Origin of the sequence: Mycobacterium paraterrae, assembly GCF_022430545.2 — a bacterium.
Taxonomy (GTDB): domain Bacteria; phylum Actinomycetota; class Actinomycetes; order Mycobacteriales; family Mycobacteriaceae; genus Mycobacterium; species Mycobacterium paraterrae.
The window spans coordinates 200,458-215,560 of sequence record NZ_CP092488.2; the positions used below are offsets into that span (position 1 = coordinate 200,458).

Here is a 15,103-nt window from a genome sequence, read left to right on the forward strand (position 1 = left end):
TCCACAGCGCGATTCAGGGGCCGATCGAAGCGATCGGGAGAAGCGGATTCTCAGCAGCCAGGTTACCGTTACGTGATGACCACCGATCAAGTTGACACCCGTCGAGTACTCGGCACCGCTCTGGTGACGGCGGTCGATCACGTCGGCATCGCGGTTCCCGACCTCGACGACGCGATCGCGTGGTACCACGACCACCTCGGCATGATCGTCCTGCATGAAGAGGTCAACAACGATCAAGGCATTCGCGAGGCGATGCTGTCCGTGCGCGGCGCAGCCGTCGGCAGCGCCCAGGTTCAGCTGATGGCTCCGATCGACGACTCGTCGGCGATCGCAAAATTCCTCGACAAGCGCGGCCCGGGCATCCAGCAGATCGCGTACCGGGTCAGTGACCTCGACGCTCTGACCGAACGCCTGCTCGACCAAGACGTCCGGCTGCTGTACGACGTACCACGGCGTGGGACGGCAAATTCCCGGATCAATTTCATCCACCCCAAGGACGCCGGCGGCGTGCTGATCGAGTTGGTCGAACCCGCCGACGACGCCCACTGACTTTCACGACCACTTCCGCGTCGGCCCGCGGGTTGCGCGGTTGGCCCAACACGGTGTGTGCCAATGCCGTCGGTCGTCGACGGCCGCTTCGCCGTGGTCTGCCGGCCACACCACGACATGCGCCGTGCGAACGCGTATCTCATGATCGCAGCCCGGGCAGCGATAGGTCTTGAGCGCTCGTGTCGCGGCCACCGGTCGCACCTCATAGTCGTGCCCGTCCGGCCCGGCCTCCACTCGGCGTGGCCCGGGCAGCGGCGCTAACGGCTGTCGCCGGCGCGGTGAGCTGCGGCGTCGAGCCATGTTCGCAGTGTAGTGAGACGGCTCAGAACAGCCGGAACTCGTCGGAGTCCATACCCCGCATCTTGTCGTAATCCAATGTCAGGCAACGGATTCCACGATCGGTCGCCAAGGTCTTCGCCTGCGGCTTGATCTGCTGCGCCGCAAAGACGCCCGTCACCGGCGCCAGCAGACTGTCCCGGTTGAGCAATTCCAGGTAGCGAGTCAGTTGCTCTACCCCGTCGATCTCGCCGCGCCGCTTGATCTCGACTGCGACCGAGCGGCCCTGATCGTCGCGGCACAGCAGGTCCACCGGGCCGATCGGCGTCATATATTCCCGGCGCACCAATGTGTAACCCGCGCCGAGCAGCTCGACATGTTCGGCCAGCAGCACCTGTAGGTGAGCCTCGACACCGTCCTTGACCAGACCCGGATCGACTCCCAGCTCATGAGTGGAGTCATGTTCGACATCCTCGACCGTGATGCGCAGCTGTTCGCCGGCCTTGTTCTGCACCACCCACACGGGCGCACCACCTTCTGCGGCCGCGGGCTCTTCGGACAACCAGCACGGCGGGCTCATCCAGTTCAGCGGCTTATAGGCACGGTCGTCGGCGTGCACACTCACCGAGCCGTCGGCTTTGAACAGCAGCAGCCGACGCGCCGAAGGCAGGTGAGCGGTGAGGCGTCCGACGTAGTCCACGGTGCAACGGGCGATGACGAGGCGCACGCAACACACCTTAAGCGCGGGGCCCCGCAGCAATTAGGCTGACGCCACCATGATGGCCAAGCGAACGACCGCGCAGCGGCTGGGACGTGTGCTCGAGCGGCTGACCCGGCAGAGCGGTCGGTTGCCCGAAACCCCGGCCTACGGTTCCTGGTTGCTGGGGCGCGTATCGGAGAGCCAGGCCCGTCGCCGGGTCCGCATCCAAATCATCCTCACCACCTTCATCGTGGCCGCCAACGTCATCGGGATCGCGGTATCGACGCTGCTGTTGACCGTCGCATTCCCCAAGCCGAGCGTGTTCGGTGACGCCCCGCTGTGGATCACCTTCGGCGTCGCGCCGGCTTACTGCGTCGTCGCGCTGGGGGTGGGTACCTTCTCGATCACCCATCGCACCATCTCCAGACTTCGCTGGGCGATCGAAGAGAACGAACCGACTCCGGCCGACGAGCGGGCGACCTTCATCGCGCCGTTCTGGCTGGCCTTCGGTGTATTGATGCTCTGGGTCATCGGCGCCGGGCTGCTGACCACGCTCTACGGGCTGGCGGACAGTACCTTCATTCCGGTCATCGGGTTTTGCGTCACCTTCCCCGGCATCCTGGTGTCGACTGCGTGTTATCTGTTCACCGAGTTCGCGCTGCGACCGGTGGCCGCTCAGGCCCTCGAGGCGGGGCGGGCGCCACGACGATTGGCCCCGGGAATCATGGGTCGCACGCTGACCGTCTGGTTGTTGGGTTCGGGCGTCCCGGTGTTCGGCATCGCCCTCACCGCGTTGTTGGGCGGTCTGCTGCTCGATAACCTCAGCAAGGACCAGCTGGCGGTGGCCATACTTGTGATCTCCACCGCCGCTTTGATTTTCGGCTTCGTGCTGATGTGGATCCTGGCCTGGCTGACGGCGACGCCGGTCCGGGTCGTGCGGGCGGCGCTCAAGCGTGTCGAAGACGGCGATCTGCGCGGCGATCTGGTGGTGTTCGACGGCACCGAGCTCGGCGAGTTGCAGCGCGGGTTCAACGCCATGGTGGACGGGCTGCGCGAACGTGAGCGGGTGCGCGACCTGTTCGGTCGGCACGTCGGTCGCGAGGTCGCCGCGGCCGCCGAGCGGGACAAGCCAGAGCTCGGCGGCGAGGAACGCTACGTCGGGGTGGTTTTCGTCGACATCGTCGGCTCCACACAGCTGGTGACGAGCCGGCCGGCCGCCGAAGTCGTCCAACTGCTCAACCGGTTCTTCGCAGTGATCGTCGAAGAGGTCGACCGGCACTGCGGGCTGGTCAACAAGTTCGAGGGCGATGCGGTGCTTGCGGTGTTCGGTGCACCGAACCACCTCGAGCGGCCTGAAGACCAGGCGTTGGCTGCCGCCCGGGCGATCGCCCGTCGCCTCGAGAACGAGGTCCCTGAGATCAAAGCCGGCATCGGCGTCACGGCGGGCACCGCAGTCGCCGGGAACGTCGGCGCAAAGGAGAGATTCGAATACACGGTGATCGGCGAGCCGGTCAACGAGGCCGCGCGGCTATGCGAGCTGGCCAAGAACGCGCCTCGCCGACTGTTGGCCTCCTCGGACACCGTCGAAGCCGCCGGCGACGAGGAACGGAACTGCTGGACGCTGGGAGACACCGTCACGCTGCGCGGTCACGATCACCCCACCCAGTTGGCGACGCTCGCCTAGCGTTGCTCGGTCGGCACCCCATGGGTGAAGACGGCGCGGCTGAGCCGAAGCCAGGCATCTCGGAAACGCTCGGGATCTACGTCGCCGGGTGGCCGGCCGAGCATCACCTGCATCACCGGCGGATAGCTCAATGCGGCGAGTAACACCGCAGCGATGGCCTCGGGGTCCTCTATGTCCGAGCCTGTCTCGATTGCGTTGACGTGCAACGCATTCCCCATCGTCTCGGTGGCGAAGGCCAGGTTGCGGATCCACAACTCATCGACCAGGTCGCGCGCGGCATCGGGCTCGTGCAACATCAGCCGCACCAGGTCGGCGTTCTCGGTGATCGTGCGATGTGCAGCGTCGGCGACCCGGCTCAGGGCGTCCACGCGGTCGGCGGGGGTGTTGGCCTCCCGCCACGACTGGGAATCTCGCATCCGGTCCAAACCGCGCCGAAGCGCTGCCCGCAGGACGTCGTTTTTGCTTCGGAAGTGCCGGTACAACGCACCGGAACCGGGGGACATGCCGGAGGCTTTCTGGATCTCCGCGGTCGACGTCGCTGCGTAGCCGCGAGTGGCGAACAGCCCCAGCGCCACGTCGAGTAGCCGGTCCCGACTGGAGGCGTCCGCCGAATGCACGAATCTGACGCTACTCGATTGCGACCCGAGCTGTAAGTAAGTACTCTCTCACCGCAAGGGGTCATGGGGGTAGTTGGAAGGAACTCGACCATGAGCCCGCGCGCCGCGTCTGTGCTGATCGACCAGCGGCAACGTCGCCCTCGTGGCGAGTCCGCGATCGAGTTCCTTCGAGACTTCCCCGCCCTGCTGGCCCTGAGTCGTCTGCCGGTGCCGATCCTGGCCGTCGACGATGGAGGCGCCATCGAGTTCGTCAACGAGGCGTTTGCCGCGATGGTCGGGTATCGCCGTCAGGACCTACTCACGATGACCGCGCAGTCTCTGATCGACTGTTTCGAGCCGCTCGATTACGGCATTGTCGCGATGTTGCGTGAGCACGCGAATACGGTCATCCGACTCCGGCATGCAGACGGATGGACAATGCCGGCATTGCTCAGTGATTCGGTGCTGATCCGCGTCAACGAGAACCTGGCGGTCGTCGTGATGACCGACTTGACCGAGATTGCTTGGCACACATCGCCGGACGACGGACTGCTGCCCGGCTAGCTTCCACCCCGGGGGACCTCACAGATTGCCCACAGGCGTCTTCAGAGCTGTTGAGCCGCAATGAATCTGGACCGTGACGATCGACTAACCCGAGCACCTGGTCGCGCCGATACGCCCACTGCTTAGGATGTCGACGTGGATATCAATGGAGCTAGCGCGGTCGTCACCGGCGGCGCGTCAGGAATCGGTGCGGCGACCGCCCGTCAGTTGGCGGCTAAGGGTGCCCGGGTCGTTGTCGCCGACCTTCAGGCCGACAAAGGCGAAGCACTCGCCAACGAGATCGGCGGCGTCTTCGTCACCGTCGACGTCACCAAGACCGACCAGATCATCGACGCGGTCAAGACCGCTGCTGATCTCGGTCCGCTGCGGGCACTGGTCAACTCGGCCGGCATCGGCTGGGCCCAGCGCACCATTGGCAAGGACGGTGAGTTCTCGTCGGCCCATGACCTCGGCGCTTACAAGAAGGTCCTCGAGATCAACCTCGTCGGCACCTTCGACTGCATTCGCATCGCGGCTACTCAGATGAGCAAGAACGAGTTCACCGACACCGGCGAGCGCGGCGCGATCGTGAACATGACCAGCGTCGCCGCATTCGACGGCCAGATCGGCCAGGCGGCCTACTCGTCGTCCAAGGGCGGTGTCGTGGGCCTGACGCTGCCGGTCGCCCGCGACCTGTCAGCCGTCGGTGTCCGCGTCAACACCGTGGCTCCCGGGTTGATCGACACCCCGATCTACGGTGAGGGCGAAGCCTCCGAAGCGTTCAAGGCCAAGCTCGGCGAGTCCGTGCTGTTTCCGCACCGCTTGGGCAAGCCGGACGAGTTGGCGTCGATGGTGGTCGAGTTGCTCACCAACTCGTACATGAACGCCGAGGTCGTCCGCGTGGACGGCGGCATTCGGATGCCACCGAAGTAGACCCGCAACCCAGAAGGGTCCCGCAACATCGGGGCCCTTCTGCGGGCGACGACCATGTCGCATTTCCGCTAGAAATGTCGGTGCCCGGGTGTAAAAGTCGAGTCGTGCACGAAGACTTCGACCGCTGCTACCGGGCCGTCAAATCCAAGGACGCTCGGTTCGACGGCTGGTTTGTCACCGCCGTGCGGACCACCGGGATCTACTGCCGCCCGAGCTGCCCGGTCCATCCGCCGTTCGCCCGCAACGTCTCCTTCTATCCGACCGCGGCGGCGGCGCAACGTGCCGGGTTCCGCGCGTGTAAACGGTGTCGACCTGACGCCTCCCCTGGTTCGCCGGAATGGAACATGCGCGACGACCTGGTTGCCCGCGCGATGCGTCTGATCGCCGACGGTACGGTCGACCGCGAGGGAGTCACCGGTCTGGCCGCGCGGCTCGGCTACACCACTCGGCAGCTCCAGCGACTGCTGCAGGAAGAGACCGGCGCCGGCCCGCTCGCGTTGGCCCGCGCGCAGCGCACCCAGACCGCACGCATACTCATCGAGACCACCGATCTCTCCTTCGGCGACATTGCTTTTGCCGCAGGCTTTTCCAGTATTCGCCAGTTCAACGACACCGTGCGGTCGGTCTTCGATGGGACGCCCACTCAGTTGCGCAGCCGCGCTGCCGGGCTCCGCGGACGCGACGTCAGCGGTGCGCCTTCGCCGGGCACGGTGACGCTCCGTTTACCGGTGCGGAAGCCCTTCGCCTACGAGGGAGTGTTCGGCCATCTCGCCGCCAGCGTGGTACCCGGATGCGAAGAAATTCGCGACGGGGCATACCGCCGTACCCTTCGGCTGCCGTTCGGCAACGGAATCGCCAGCCTGACACCGGCGCCCGACCATGTCCGATGCGTGTTGGTCCTCGACGACTTCCGCGACCTGACGTCAGCGATCTCTCGCTGTCGACGACTGCTCGACCTCGACGCCGACCCGGACGCCGTGATCGACGCGTTGAGTTCCGACCCGCTGCTCGCGCCGGTGATTGCCAAGGCACCCGGGCAGCGCATTCCGCGCACAGTCGACGAGGCGGAGCTTGCCGTTCGGACGGTGCTGGGCCAGCAGGTGTCGATGAAGGCCGCACGAACCCATGCGAGCAGACTGGTCACGGCCTACGGCCAACGGATTGAGGACGCGAACGGTGCACTGACGCATACGTTTCCATCAATCGAGCAGCTCACCGACATTGCTCCGGCTCACCTCGCGGTGCCGGGTAGCCGACGACGGACCCTCACCGGTCTCATTGCCGCGATCGCCGACGGACGAGTGGTGCTAAACCCCGGATGCGACTGGGACGCGGCGCGCAGCCAACTGTTGGCGCTGCCGGGAATTGGGCCGTGGACGGCCGAAGTCATCGCGATGCGCGGGCTCGGCGACCCCGACGCTTTCCCCGCCAGTGACCTCGGGTTGCGTATGGCTGCAGGGCATTTGGGCCTGCCCACCGACCATCGCCAGTTGACGGCGCGGAGCACATCGTGGCGCCCGTGGCGGTCATACGCGACACAGCATTTGTGGACGACGTTGGACCACTCGGTCAACCACTGGCCGGTCAAGGAGAGCGCATGACTGACTACCGCACAATCGACAGCCCTGTCGGGTTACTGACGCTGGCCGGGCATGACAACGTGCTGACCAATTTGCGGATGGTCGACCAGACCTATGAACCGAGCCGGGTCGGCTGGTCGGAAAGACCCAGCGCATTTGGGGATGCAGTCGAACAGCTCAACGCATACTTCGCCGGCGACCTCACCGAATTCGAGCTCGAGCTAGATCTGCGAGGCACGGAATTTCAGCGACGGGTGTGGCAAGCACTGCTGACCATCCCATTCGGCGAAACCAGGTCGTATGGTCACATCGCGAACCAGATCGGCGCACCCGGCGCGGCTCGTGCCGTCGGACTTGCCAACGGCCACAATCCAATTGCCATCATCGTCCCGTGCCACCGGGTGATCGGCGCCAGCGGCGGCCTCACCGGCTACGGTGGCGGCCTGGACAGGAAACGGTCACTGCTTGCCCTGGAAACCAGGCGTAGTTCGCCGACGTTGCCGCTGTTCGACTGAGCCTAGAATCCGGGGAACGGCCGCGGTTGCGGGCCAATGGGATTGACACCCGGCAGCAGCGGCTGCGCAGCGGGAGCCCCAAGACCAAGCGGCAGTCCAGGTCCGCCGGCACCGGGAAGCGGGAATGGCATGTTGCCGTTGGCCATCGAATTTATCCACCCTGGACACTGCGACTGGATTGCCATCTGGGCCAGGAAGCCCGCCATGGGTGCTTCCAGACCGCCGTGACCACTCATCTGAGCCGCGCCACTCGCCAGACTGCCACCAGGCTTGACCAGCATGGGACAGATCGATTGCCCCATCTGCGAAATGGCCCCACTCACCGAGCCATTGTTACCGATGCCGACGCCATTGAGGACCGGCCCCGGCGCGCCGCCGGCAGGGTCGGCGTGGGCAGCCGGAATAGCTCCCAAGACAGCGCCGAAAACCGCGGCAGTGACGATGACGGGCCGCACGATCGACGTCACGACGAGTTCCGCGGTGTCCCACCTGGTCCGCCCCGTGTGCGATCCGCGCAGGCCCGTGGCCGATTTGTTCGCGGTCATGTGGAACTCCCCTCCGTCATCGCTCCATGCACATGGAGCACAGGTTTCACTTTGATAACGGTAGGGTAGTTTTGTCACATTTACAACACGGTTGGATAACTCTTTGCGACCTCGGCGTTGCGCTACCGCGACCTCCGAGATCCGAATGAAACACTCTTTGACCCTCTTCGAGGGTGTCGACCACCTGACCGTCCGGTCAAGCCGGAGCACTTCCCGTTCAGGACGGAATTCGGCGGACGCGGCAATTGGTCTCGCCGGCCGGCGCTACGTGGGTCGGCTTGCATGGAGCAGTGAAAGAAACGATTGATACAAAATCGCTTAAATATGACGACAAACCAGCCTGATGGAACAATTACCTGGCAGTTGACGCGGCCGAATTAGCGAAACGCGAAATGCGCTGTAATCGATTTACGTTGGTAATGGAAATGCCCCCCGATTGTGGTCGGGGGGCATTTCGTTAGGTTGTGTTCGGCGGTGTCCTACTTTTCCACCCGGGTGGGTAGTATCATCGGCGCTGGCAGGCTTAGCTTCCGGGTTCGGGATGGGTCCGGGCGTTTCCCTGTCGCTATGACCGCCGTAACTTTATTCACCCGTTTTTGGGTGTGGTTCTTGGTGTTTTTGGTGGTGGGGTGCAGCAGTTTGGTTTGTTGTGGGTTAGTGGTTGCGTGTGTGTAAGTTTTCGGCCGGTTAGTGCCAGTTCCCTGAGCTCATTGCTGGGCTTGTAGGTCTGGTCTATTGATCCCGTGGTCTGCGGGGGGCCTTATCCCACTTAATGGGTGAGAAGCCTGGTCTTGGAGGGGGTTTCCCGCTTAGATGCTTTCAGCGGTTATCCTGTCCGAACGTGGCTATCCAGCGGTGCCCCTGGTGGGACAACTGGTGGACCAGAGGTTCGTCCGTCCCGGTCCTCTCGTACTAGGGACAGGTTTCCTCAAGCTTCTGACGCGCGCGGCGGATAGAGACCGAACTGTCTCACGACGTTCTAAACCCAGCTCGCGTGCCGCTTTAATGGGCGAACAGCCCAACCCTTGGGACCTGCTCCAGCCCCAGGATGCGACGAGCCGACATCGAGGTGCCAAACCATCCCGTCGATATGGACTCTTGGGGAAGATCAGCCTGTTATCCCCGGGGTACCTTTTATCCGTTGAGCGACACCCCTTCCACTCGGGGGTGCCGGATCACTAGTCCCGACTTTCGTCCCTGCTTGACGTGTAGGTCTTGCAGTCAAGCTCCCTTGTGCACTTGCACTCAACACCTGATTGCCGTCCAGGTTGAGGGAACCTTTGGGCGCCTCCGTTACATTTTGGGAGGCAACCGCCCCAGTTAAACTACCCACCAGGCACTGTTCCTGAACCGGATATACGGTTCGAGGTTAGAGGTCCAATACGATCAGAGTGGTATTTCAACAACGACTCCGCAATTACTGGCGTAATTGTTTCTCAGTCTCCCACCTATCCTACACAAACCGTACCGAACATCAATACCAAGCTATAGTGAAGGTCCCGGGGTCTTTTCGTCCTGCCGCGCGTAACGAGCATCTTTACTCGTAGTGCAATTTCGCCGAGTCTATGGTTGAGACAGTTGAGAAGTCGTTACGCCATTCGTGCAGGTCGGAACTTACCCGACAAGGAATTTCGCTACCTTAGGATGGTTATAGTTACCACCGCCGTTTACTGGGGCTTAAATTCTCCGCTTCACCTCCAAAGGGGTTAACGGGTCCTCTTAACCTTCCAGCACCGGGCAGGCGTCAGTCCGTATACATCGTCTTGCGACTTCGCACGGACCTGTGTTTTTAGTAAACAGTCGCTTCTCACTGGTTTCTGCGACCCACTCCCGCTGCCGGCCGCACGGGCCATGACGGTGTGTGGGCCCCCCTTCTCCCGAAGTTACGGGGGTATTTTGCCGAGTTCCTTAACCATAGTTCTCTCGTACGCCTTGGTATTCTCTACCTGACCACCTGTGTTGGTTTGGGGTACGGGCCGTGTGTGAGCTCGCTAGAGGCTTTTCTCGGCAGCATAGGATCACCGAATTCACCTCATCCGGTTATGCATCACCTCTCGGAATATGTGACACCCGGATTTACCTGAATGTCTTCCTACCGGCTTGCCCCAGTATTACCACTGACTGGTACGGCTACCTTCCTGCGTCACCCCATCGCTTGACTACTACCAGCGAAGATCCCACGCAGCCCCCAGAACTCGTTGACCCGAAGGTCGCCGATGATCCGGGATTTGGGTGGTTAGTACCGCTGATTCGTCATGGGCGCGCACACACGGGTACGGGAATATCAACCCGTTGTCCATCGACTACGCCTGTCGGCCTCGCCTTAGGTCCCGACTCACCCTGGGCGGACTGGCCTGGCCCAGGAACCCTTGGTCTTTCGGCGGGCAAGGTTCTCACTTGCCTTATCGCTACTCATGCCTGCATTCTCACTCCCACACCCTCCACCACTCGATCACTCGGTGGCTTCACTGGATGCAGGACGCTCCCCTACCCAACGTATAAATACGTTGCCGCGGCTTCGGCGGTGTGCTTGAGCCCCGCTACATTATCGGCGCACAATCACTTGACCAGTGAGCTATTACGCACTCTTTCAAGGGTGGCTGCTTCTAAGCCAACCTCCTGGTTGTCTATGCGACTGCACATCCTTTTCCACTTAGCACACGCTTAGGGGCCTTAGCCGGCGATCTGGGCTGTTTCCCTCTCGACGCACGGAGCTTATCCCCCGCCGTCTCACTGCCACGCTTTGACTTACCGGCATTCGGAGTTTGGCTGACGTCAGTAACCTAGTAGGGCCCATCGGCCATCCAGTAGCTCTACCTCCGGCAAGAAACACGCAACGCTGCACCTAAATGCATTTCGGGGAGAACCAGCTATCACGGAGTTTGATTGGCCTTTCACCCCTACCCACAACTCATCCCCTCAGTCTTCAACCTAAGTGGGTTCGGGCCTCCACGCGGTCTTACTCGCGCTTCACCCTGGCCATGGGTAGATCACTCCGCTTCGGGTCCAGAACACACCACTACACCACCACAACGGTGGATACGCCCTATTCAGACTCGCTTTCGCTGCGGCTACCCCACCCGGGTTAACCTCGCGACATGTCCCTGACTCGCAGGCTCATTCTTCAAAAGGCACGCCATCACCCCACCCAAAAGGGAAGGCTCTGACGGCTTGTAGGCACACGGTTTCAGGTACTCTTTCACTCCCCTCCCGGGGTACTTTTCACCATTCCCTCACGGTACTCATCCGCTATCGGTCATCAGGAAGTATTCAGGCTTACCGAGTGGTCTCGGCAGATTCACAGCAGATTCCACGGGCCCGCTGCTACTCGGGTATTTGCGACACCAGGCAACATGTTTTCACCTACCGGGCTCTCACCGTCTACGGCAGACCATCCCAGGCCACTTCGACTAACACGCCACTACTGATGCTGCGATCGGCGGACCACAGAACACAAACCCCACAACACCACACACACAACCCCCGCCGGGTATCACATGCGCACGGTTTAGCCATCCTCCGCTTTCGCTCGCCACTACTCACGGAATCACTATTGTTTTCTTTTCCTACGGGTACTGAGATGTTTCACTTCCCCGCGTTCCCCCCTGCACCCTATGTATTCAGATACAGGTGACACGACATCACTCGTGCCGGGTTTCCCCATTCGGACATCCTCGGATCCACGCTCGGTTGACAGCTCCCCGAGGCATATCGCAGCCTCCCACGTCCTTCATCGGCTCCTGATGCCAAGGCATCCACCATGTGCCCTTAAACACTTACAAACACAAAAAACACTCTCGACAAAAAACTGAAAAAAACAGTCAATTGCTAAAGATGCTCGCAACCACTATCCACAAATCAAACACCACACCCCACCACCAAGTCAGGGCGACAACCCCACCCCTGCGATCCAACGACCACAGGACAACAGCAGGTGTTGCCTCAGGACCCAACAGTGTGTCTGGCAGTAAAGCCGCCTCCGAAAAGAACGCGAATGTTGTTGTGCACCAAACCCGGCGCCACTACAGCGCACGAATTCCTCACGGCTCGAGGCCAGCCCACTGCCAGCACTCTTTTCGTGGTGCTCCTTAGAAAGGAGGTGATCCAGCCGCACCTTCCGGTACGGCTACCTTGTTACGACTTCGTCCCAATCGCCGATCCCACCTTCGACAGCTCCCCCCACAAGGGTTAGGCCACTGGCTTCGGGTGTTACCGACTTTCATGACGTGACGGGCGGTGTGTACAAGGCCCGGGAACGTATTCACCGCAGCGTTGCTGATCTGCGATTACTAGCGACTCCGACTTCACGGGGTCGAGTTGCAGACCCCGATCCGAACTGAGACCGGCTTTCAAGGATTCGCTAAGCCTCACGGCATCGCAGCCCTTTGTACCGGCCATTGTAGCATGTGTGAAGCCCTGGACATAAGGGGCATGATGACTTGACGTCATCCCCACCTTCCTCCGAGTTGACCCCGGCAGTCTCTCACGAGTCCCCGCCATAACGCGCTGGCAACATGAGACAAGGGTTGCGCTCGTTGCGGGACTTAACCCAACATCTCACGACACGAGCTGACGACAGCCATGCACCACCTGCACACAGACCACAAGGGAACCGATATCTCTACCGGCGTCCTGTGCATGTCAAACCCAGGTAAGGTTCTTCGCGTTGCATCGAATTAATCCACATGCTCCGCCGCTTGTGCGGGCCCCCGTCAATTCCTTTGAGTTTTAGCCTTGCGGCCGTACTCCCCAGGCGGGGTACTTAATGCGTTAGCTACGGCACGGATCCCAAGGAAGGAAACCCACACCTAGTACCCACCGTTTACGGCGTGGACTACCAGGGTATCTAATCCTGTTCGCTCCCCACGCTTTCGCTCCTCAGCGTCAGTTACTGCCCAGAGACCCGCCTTCGCCACCGGTGTTCCTCCTGATATCTGCGCATTCCACCGCTACACCAGGAATTCCAGTCTCCCCTGCAGTACTCCAGTCTGCCCGTATCGCCCGCACGCCCCCAGTTAAGCCAGGGAATTTCACGGACAACGCGACAAACCACCTACGAGCTCTTTACGCCCAGTAATTCCGGACAACGCTCGCACCCTACGTATTACCGCGGCTGCTGGCACGTAGTTGGCCGGTGCTTCTTCTCCACCTACCGTCACCGGCAACAAAAGCTACCGGCTTCGCCGATGGTGAAAGAGGTTTACAACCCGAAGGCCGTCATCCCCCACGCGGCGTCGCTGCATCAGGCTTGCGCCCATTGTGCAATATTCCCCACTGCTGCCTCCCGTAGGAGTCTGGGCCGTATCTCAGTCCCAGTGTGGCCGGACACCCTCTCAGGCCGGCTACCCGTCGTCGCCTTGGTAGGCCATCACCCCACCAACAAGCTGATAGGCCGCGGGCCCATCCCACACCGCAAAAGCTTTCCACCACAACCCATGCAGGCCGTAGTCCTATCCGGTATTAGACCCAGTTTCCCAGGCTTATCCCAAAGTGCAGGGCAGATCACCCACGTGTTACTCACCCGTTCGCCACTCGAGTACCCCCGAAAGGGCCTTTCCGTTCGACTTGCATGTGTTAAGCACGCCGCCAGCGTTCGTCCTGAGCCAGGATCAAACTCTCCAAACAAAAACCCCGGGAACAACCCGGCAGAATTTCGAATCAGAACAATCCAATCCCAACAAAAAAGACACCAAAACCGGCATCAAAAAACATCACACCCCCACAAACGGGAAAACACGGAGGCATGACAAAAACAACAACAAAACAAAACCACCAAACACACTATTGAGTTCTCAAACAACACCCGTTTTCGGGCAACCCTGCTACTGTACTCCATCGCAAAAGCGCCGTCAAACTGCACGATGTGCCGCCCCAGAGAGCCTGAGGCAGGCTGTGCGTCGTACTTAAGCCTCTACTGTACCCGTTCGATTTCGGCGCCGAGACTCGCCAGGTTCTCGACGAACAGCGGGTAGCCGCGATCGATGTGGAAAACGTCGTGAACCTCGGTGTCACCGTCGGCGACCAGGCCCGCAAGGACCAGTCCGGCACCGGCCCGAATGTCGGACGACCACACCGGAGCGCTCGACAGCTGCGGCAGACCTCGAACCACGGCGTGGTGTCCATCGGTGCGGGCGTCGGCCCCCAACCGGATCATCTCCTCGACGAAACGGAAGCGCGCCTCGAAGACGTTTTCGGTGATCATCGACGTGCCGTCGGCGATGGATGCCAGCGCAATGGCCATGGGCTGCAGATCCGTCGGGAAACCGGGGAATGGCAACGTCGCCACGTTGATGGCCTTCGGCCGCTCGTACTGGGTGATTCGGAAACTGTCGTCGGTCTGAGTCACGGTCGCGCCGGCGTCGTGCAGCTTGTGCAGCACGACCTGCAGATGCGCTGGATCGATCCCCGTCACCGTGACGTCGCCGCGCGTCATGGCCGCGGCGATCCCCCAGGTGGCTGCCACGATTCTGTCGCCGATCACGCGATGCTCGGTCGGGTACAACCGCGGGACCCCGGTGATCGTCATCGTCGGCGAGCCGGCGCCTTCGACGTTCGCACCCATCTGGTTCAGCATCGTGCACAGGTCGACGACATCCGGCTCACGAGCCGCATTGTGGATCGTGGTGACGCCGTCGGCCAGAACCGCCGCCATCAAGATGTTCTCGGTCGCTCCTACCGACGGGAATTCAAGCTGAATCTCTGCCCCGTGCAACGCATCTGCGTGCGCGACCACGCACCCGTGCTCGATGTTGCATACGGCACCGAGCTGTCGGAGGCCGGCTTGATGCATGTCGAGCGGGCGCGACCCGATGGCGTCACCGCCGGGAAGGGCGACTTTGGCCCGCTTGCATCGACCCACCAGCGGACCGAGCACGCAGACCGAGGCCCGGAACTGGCGCACCGCAGCGAAGTCGGCGTCGTATTTGGGTTCGTCGGGCGAGGTGATGCGTACCGTCGCGCCGTCGAGCTCGACGTTGGCGCCGAGCCCGCGCAAGACCTCCGCCATCAAGGGCACATCGAGGATGTCCGGGCAATTGGTGATTGTGCTGGTTCCTTCGGCCAGCAGCGCCGCCGCCATCAGCTTCAGAACGCTATTTTTGGCTCCCCCAACAGCGACTTCGCCCGACAACCGACTCCCACCGGTCACCACGAATCGCTCGGTCACGGGCGCTAGTTTAGTGA

11 protein-coding genes and 3 rRNA genes are annotated in these 15,103 nt (G+C 61.9%); 6 read left to right on the forward strand and 8 right to left on the reverse strand.

Going from position 1 to position 15,103, the window contains the following annotated elements; all coding sequences use genetic code 11:
* Positions 1 to 72 precede the first annotated feature (72 nt).
* A complete protein-coding gene (gene mce / locus MKK62_RS00870; RefSeq protein ID WP_240262843.1) occupies positions 73 to 549 on the forward strand; it encodes a methylmalonyl-CoA epimerase in 477 nt (158 codons plus the stop codon).
* Between the two features lie 3 nt (positions 550 to 552).
* Here the strand turns inward: mce and MKK62_RS00875 are convergent, their stop codons facing one another.
* Positions 553 to 849 carry an Rv1322 family protein gene (locus MKK62_RS00875; protein WP_240262842.1) on the reverse strand — a complete coding sequence of 99 codons (297 nt, stop codon included), beginning with the start codon at positions 847 to 849 and terminating at the stop codon, positions 553 to 555.
* 22 nt (positions 850 to 871) lie between these two features.
* Positions 872 to 1,552: an endonuclease NucS gene (gene nucS / locus MKK62_RS00880; RefSeq protein ID WP_240262841.1), complete on the reverse strand. Its 681-nt coding sequence runs from the start codon at positions 1,550 to 1,552 to the stop codon at positions 872 to 874.
* 49 nt (positions 1,553 to 1,601) lie between these two features.
* On the opposite strand from nucS, the gene MKK62_RS00885 reads away from it, so the two are divergent.
* Positions 1,602 to 3,209 carry an adenylate/guanylate cyclase domain-containing protein gene (locus MKK62_RS00885; protein ID WP_240262840.1) on the forward strand — a complete coding sequence of 536 codons (1,608 nt, stop codon included), beginning with the start codon at positions 1,602 to 1,604 and terminating at the stop codon, positions 3,207 to 3,209.
* On the opposite strand, the gene MKK62_RS00890 is transcribed toward MKK62_RS00885, so the two are convergent.
* On the reverse strand, positions 3,206 to 3,826 hold the full coding sequence (locus MKK62_RS00890) for a TetR/AcrR family transcriptional regulator (protein WP_240262839.1): 621 nt from the start codon (positions 3,824 to 3,826) through the stop codon (positions 3,206 to 3,208). The genes MKK62_RS00885 and MKK62_RS00890 overlap by 4 nt on opposite strands.
* Before the next feature lie 90 nt (positions 3,827 to 3,916).
* Between MKK62_RS00890 and MKK62_RS00895 the strand changes: the two genes are divergently transcribed.
* The 4 genes from MKK62_RS00895 (at position 3,917) to MKK62_RS00910 (ending at position 7,376) form a co-directional block, all read left to right on the forward strand.
* The gene (locus MKK62_RS00895; protein ID WP_240262838.1) at positions 3,917 to 4,369 is read left to right on the forward strand and encodes a PAS domain S-box protein; all 453 of its coding nucleotides are present in this window, start codon (positions 3,917 to 3,919) and stop codon (positions 4,367 to 4,369) included.
* A gap of 135 nt (positions 4,370 to 4,504) precedes the next feature.
* Positions 4,505 to 5,281, forward strand: a complete 777-nt coding sequence (locus MKK62_RS00900; RefSeq protein ID WP_240262837.1) for an SDR family NAD(P)-dependent oxidoreductase — start codon at positions 4,505 to 4,507, stop codon at positions 5,279 to 5,281.
* A gap of 104 nt (positions 5,282 to 5,385) precedes the next feature.
* Entirely contained in the window at positions 5,386 to 6,882 is a 1,497-nt protein-coding gene (locus MKK62_RS00905; protein ID WP_240262836.1) for a DNA-3-methyladenine glycosylase 2 family protein, read from the forward strand.
* On the forward strand, positions 6,879 to 7,376 hold the full coding sequence (locus tag MKK62_RS00910; RefSeq protein ID WP_240262835.1) for a methylated-DNA--[protein]-cysteine S-methyltransferase: 498 nt from the start codon (positions 6,879 to 6,881) through the stop codon (positions 7,374 to 7,376). Before MKK62_RS00905 ends, MKK62_RS00910 begins: the two co-directional genes overlap by 4 nt.
* A gap of 2 nt (positions 7,377 to 7,378) precedes the next feature.
* Here the strand turns inward: MKK62_RS00910 and MKK62_RS00915 are convergent, their stop codons facing one another.
* From MKK62_RS00915 to murA, 5 genes are all read right to left on the reverse strand, one after another.
* The gene (locus MKK62_RS00915) at positions 7,379 to 7,921 is read right to left on the reverse strand and encodes a hypothetical protein (protein ID WP_240262834.1); all 543 of its coding nucleotides are present in this window, start codon (positions 7,919 to 7,921) and stop codon (positions 7,379 to 7,381) included.
* A gap of 466 nt (positions 7,922 to 8,387) precedes the next feature.
* Positions 8,388 to 8,500 (reverse strand): 5S ribosomal RNA (rrf, locus tag MKK62_RS00920).
* An 88-nt stretch (positions 8,501 to 8,588) separates the two neighbouring features.
* Positions 8,589 to 11,703: ribosomal RNA gene (locus tag MKK62_RS00925) — 23S ribosomal RNA — on the reverse strand.
* 310 nt (positions 11,704 to 12,013) lie between these two features.
* Positions 12,014 to 13,546 (reverse strand): 16S ribosomal RNA (locus MKK62_RS00930).
* Together the 16S, 23S and 5S rRNA genes form the textbook arrangement of a ribosomal RNA operon.
* Positions 13,547 to 13,832: 286 nt before the next feature.
* Positions 13,833 to 15,086, reverse strand: a complete 1,254-nt coding sequence (gene murA, locus MKK62_RS00935) for a UDP-N-acetylglucosamine 1-carboxyvinyltransferase (protein WP_240262833.1) — start codon at positions 15,084 to 15,086, stop codon at positions 13,833 to 13,835.
* Positions 15,087 to 15,103 lie beyond the last annotated feature (17 nt).

Bases quoted from the DNA above. Each gene is read 5' to 3' on its own strand.
- MKK62_RS00875 (WP_240262842.1), bottom strand. From the start codon at position 849: ATGGCTCGACGCCGCAGCTCACCGCGCCGGCGACAGCCGTTAGCGCCG.
- MKK62_RS00885 (WP_240262840.1), top strand. From the start codon at position 1,602: ATGATGGCCAAGCGAACGACCGCGCAGCGGCTGGGACGTGTGCTCGAG.
- MKK62_RS00895 (WP_240262838.1), top strand. From the start codon at position 3,917: ATGAGCCCGCGCGCCGCGTCTGTGCTGATCGACCAGCGGCAACGTCGC.
- MKK62_RS00910 (WP_240262835.1), top strand. From the start codon at position 6,879: ATGACTGACTACCGCACAATCGACAGCCCTGTCGGGTTACTGACGCTG.
- MKK62_RS00915 (WP_240262834.1), bottom strand. From the start codon at position 7,921: ATGACCGCGAACAAATCGGCCACGGGCCTGCGCGGATCGCACACGGGG.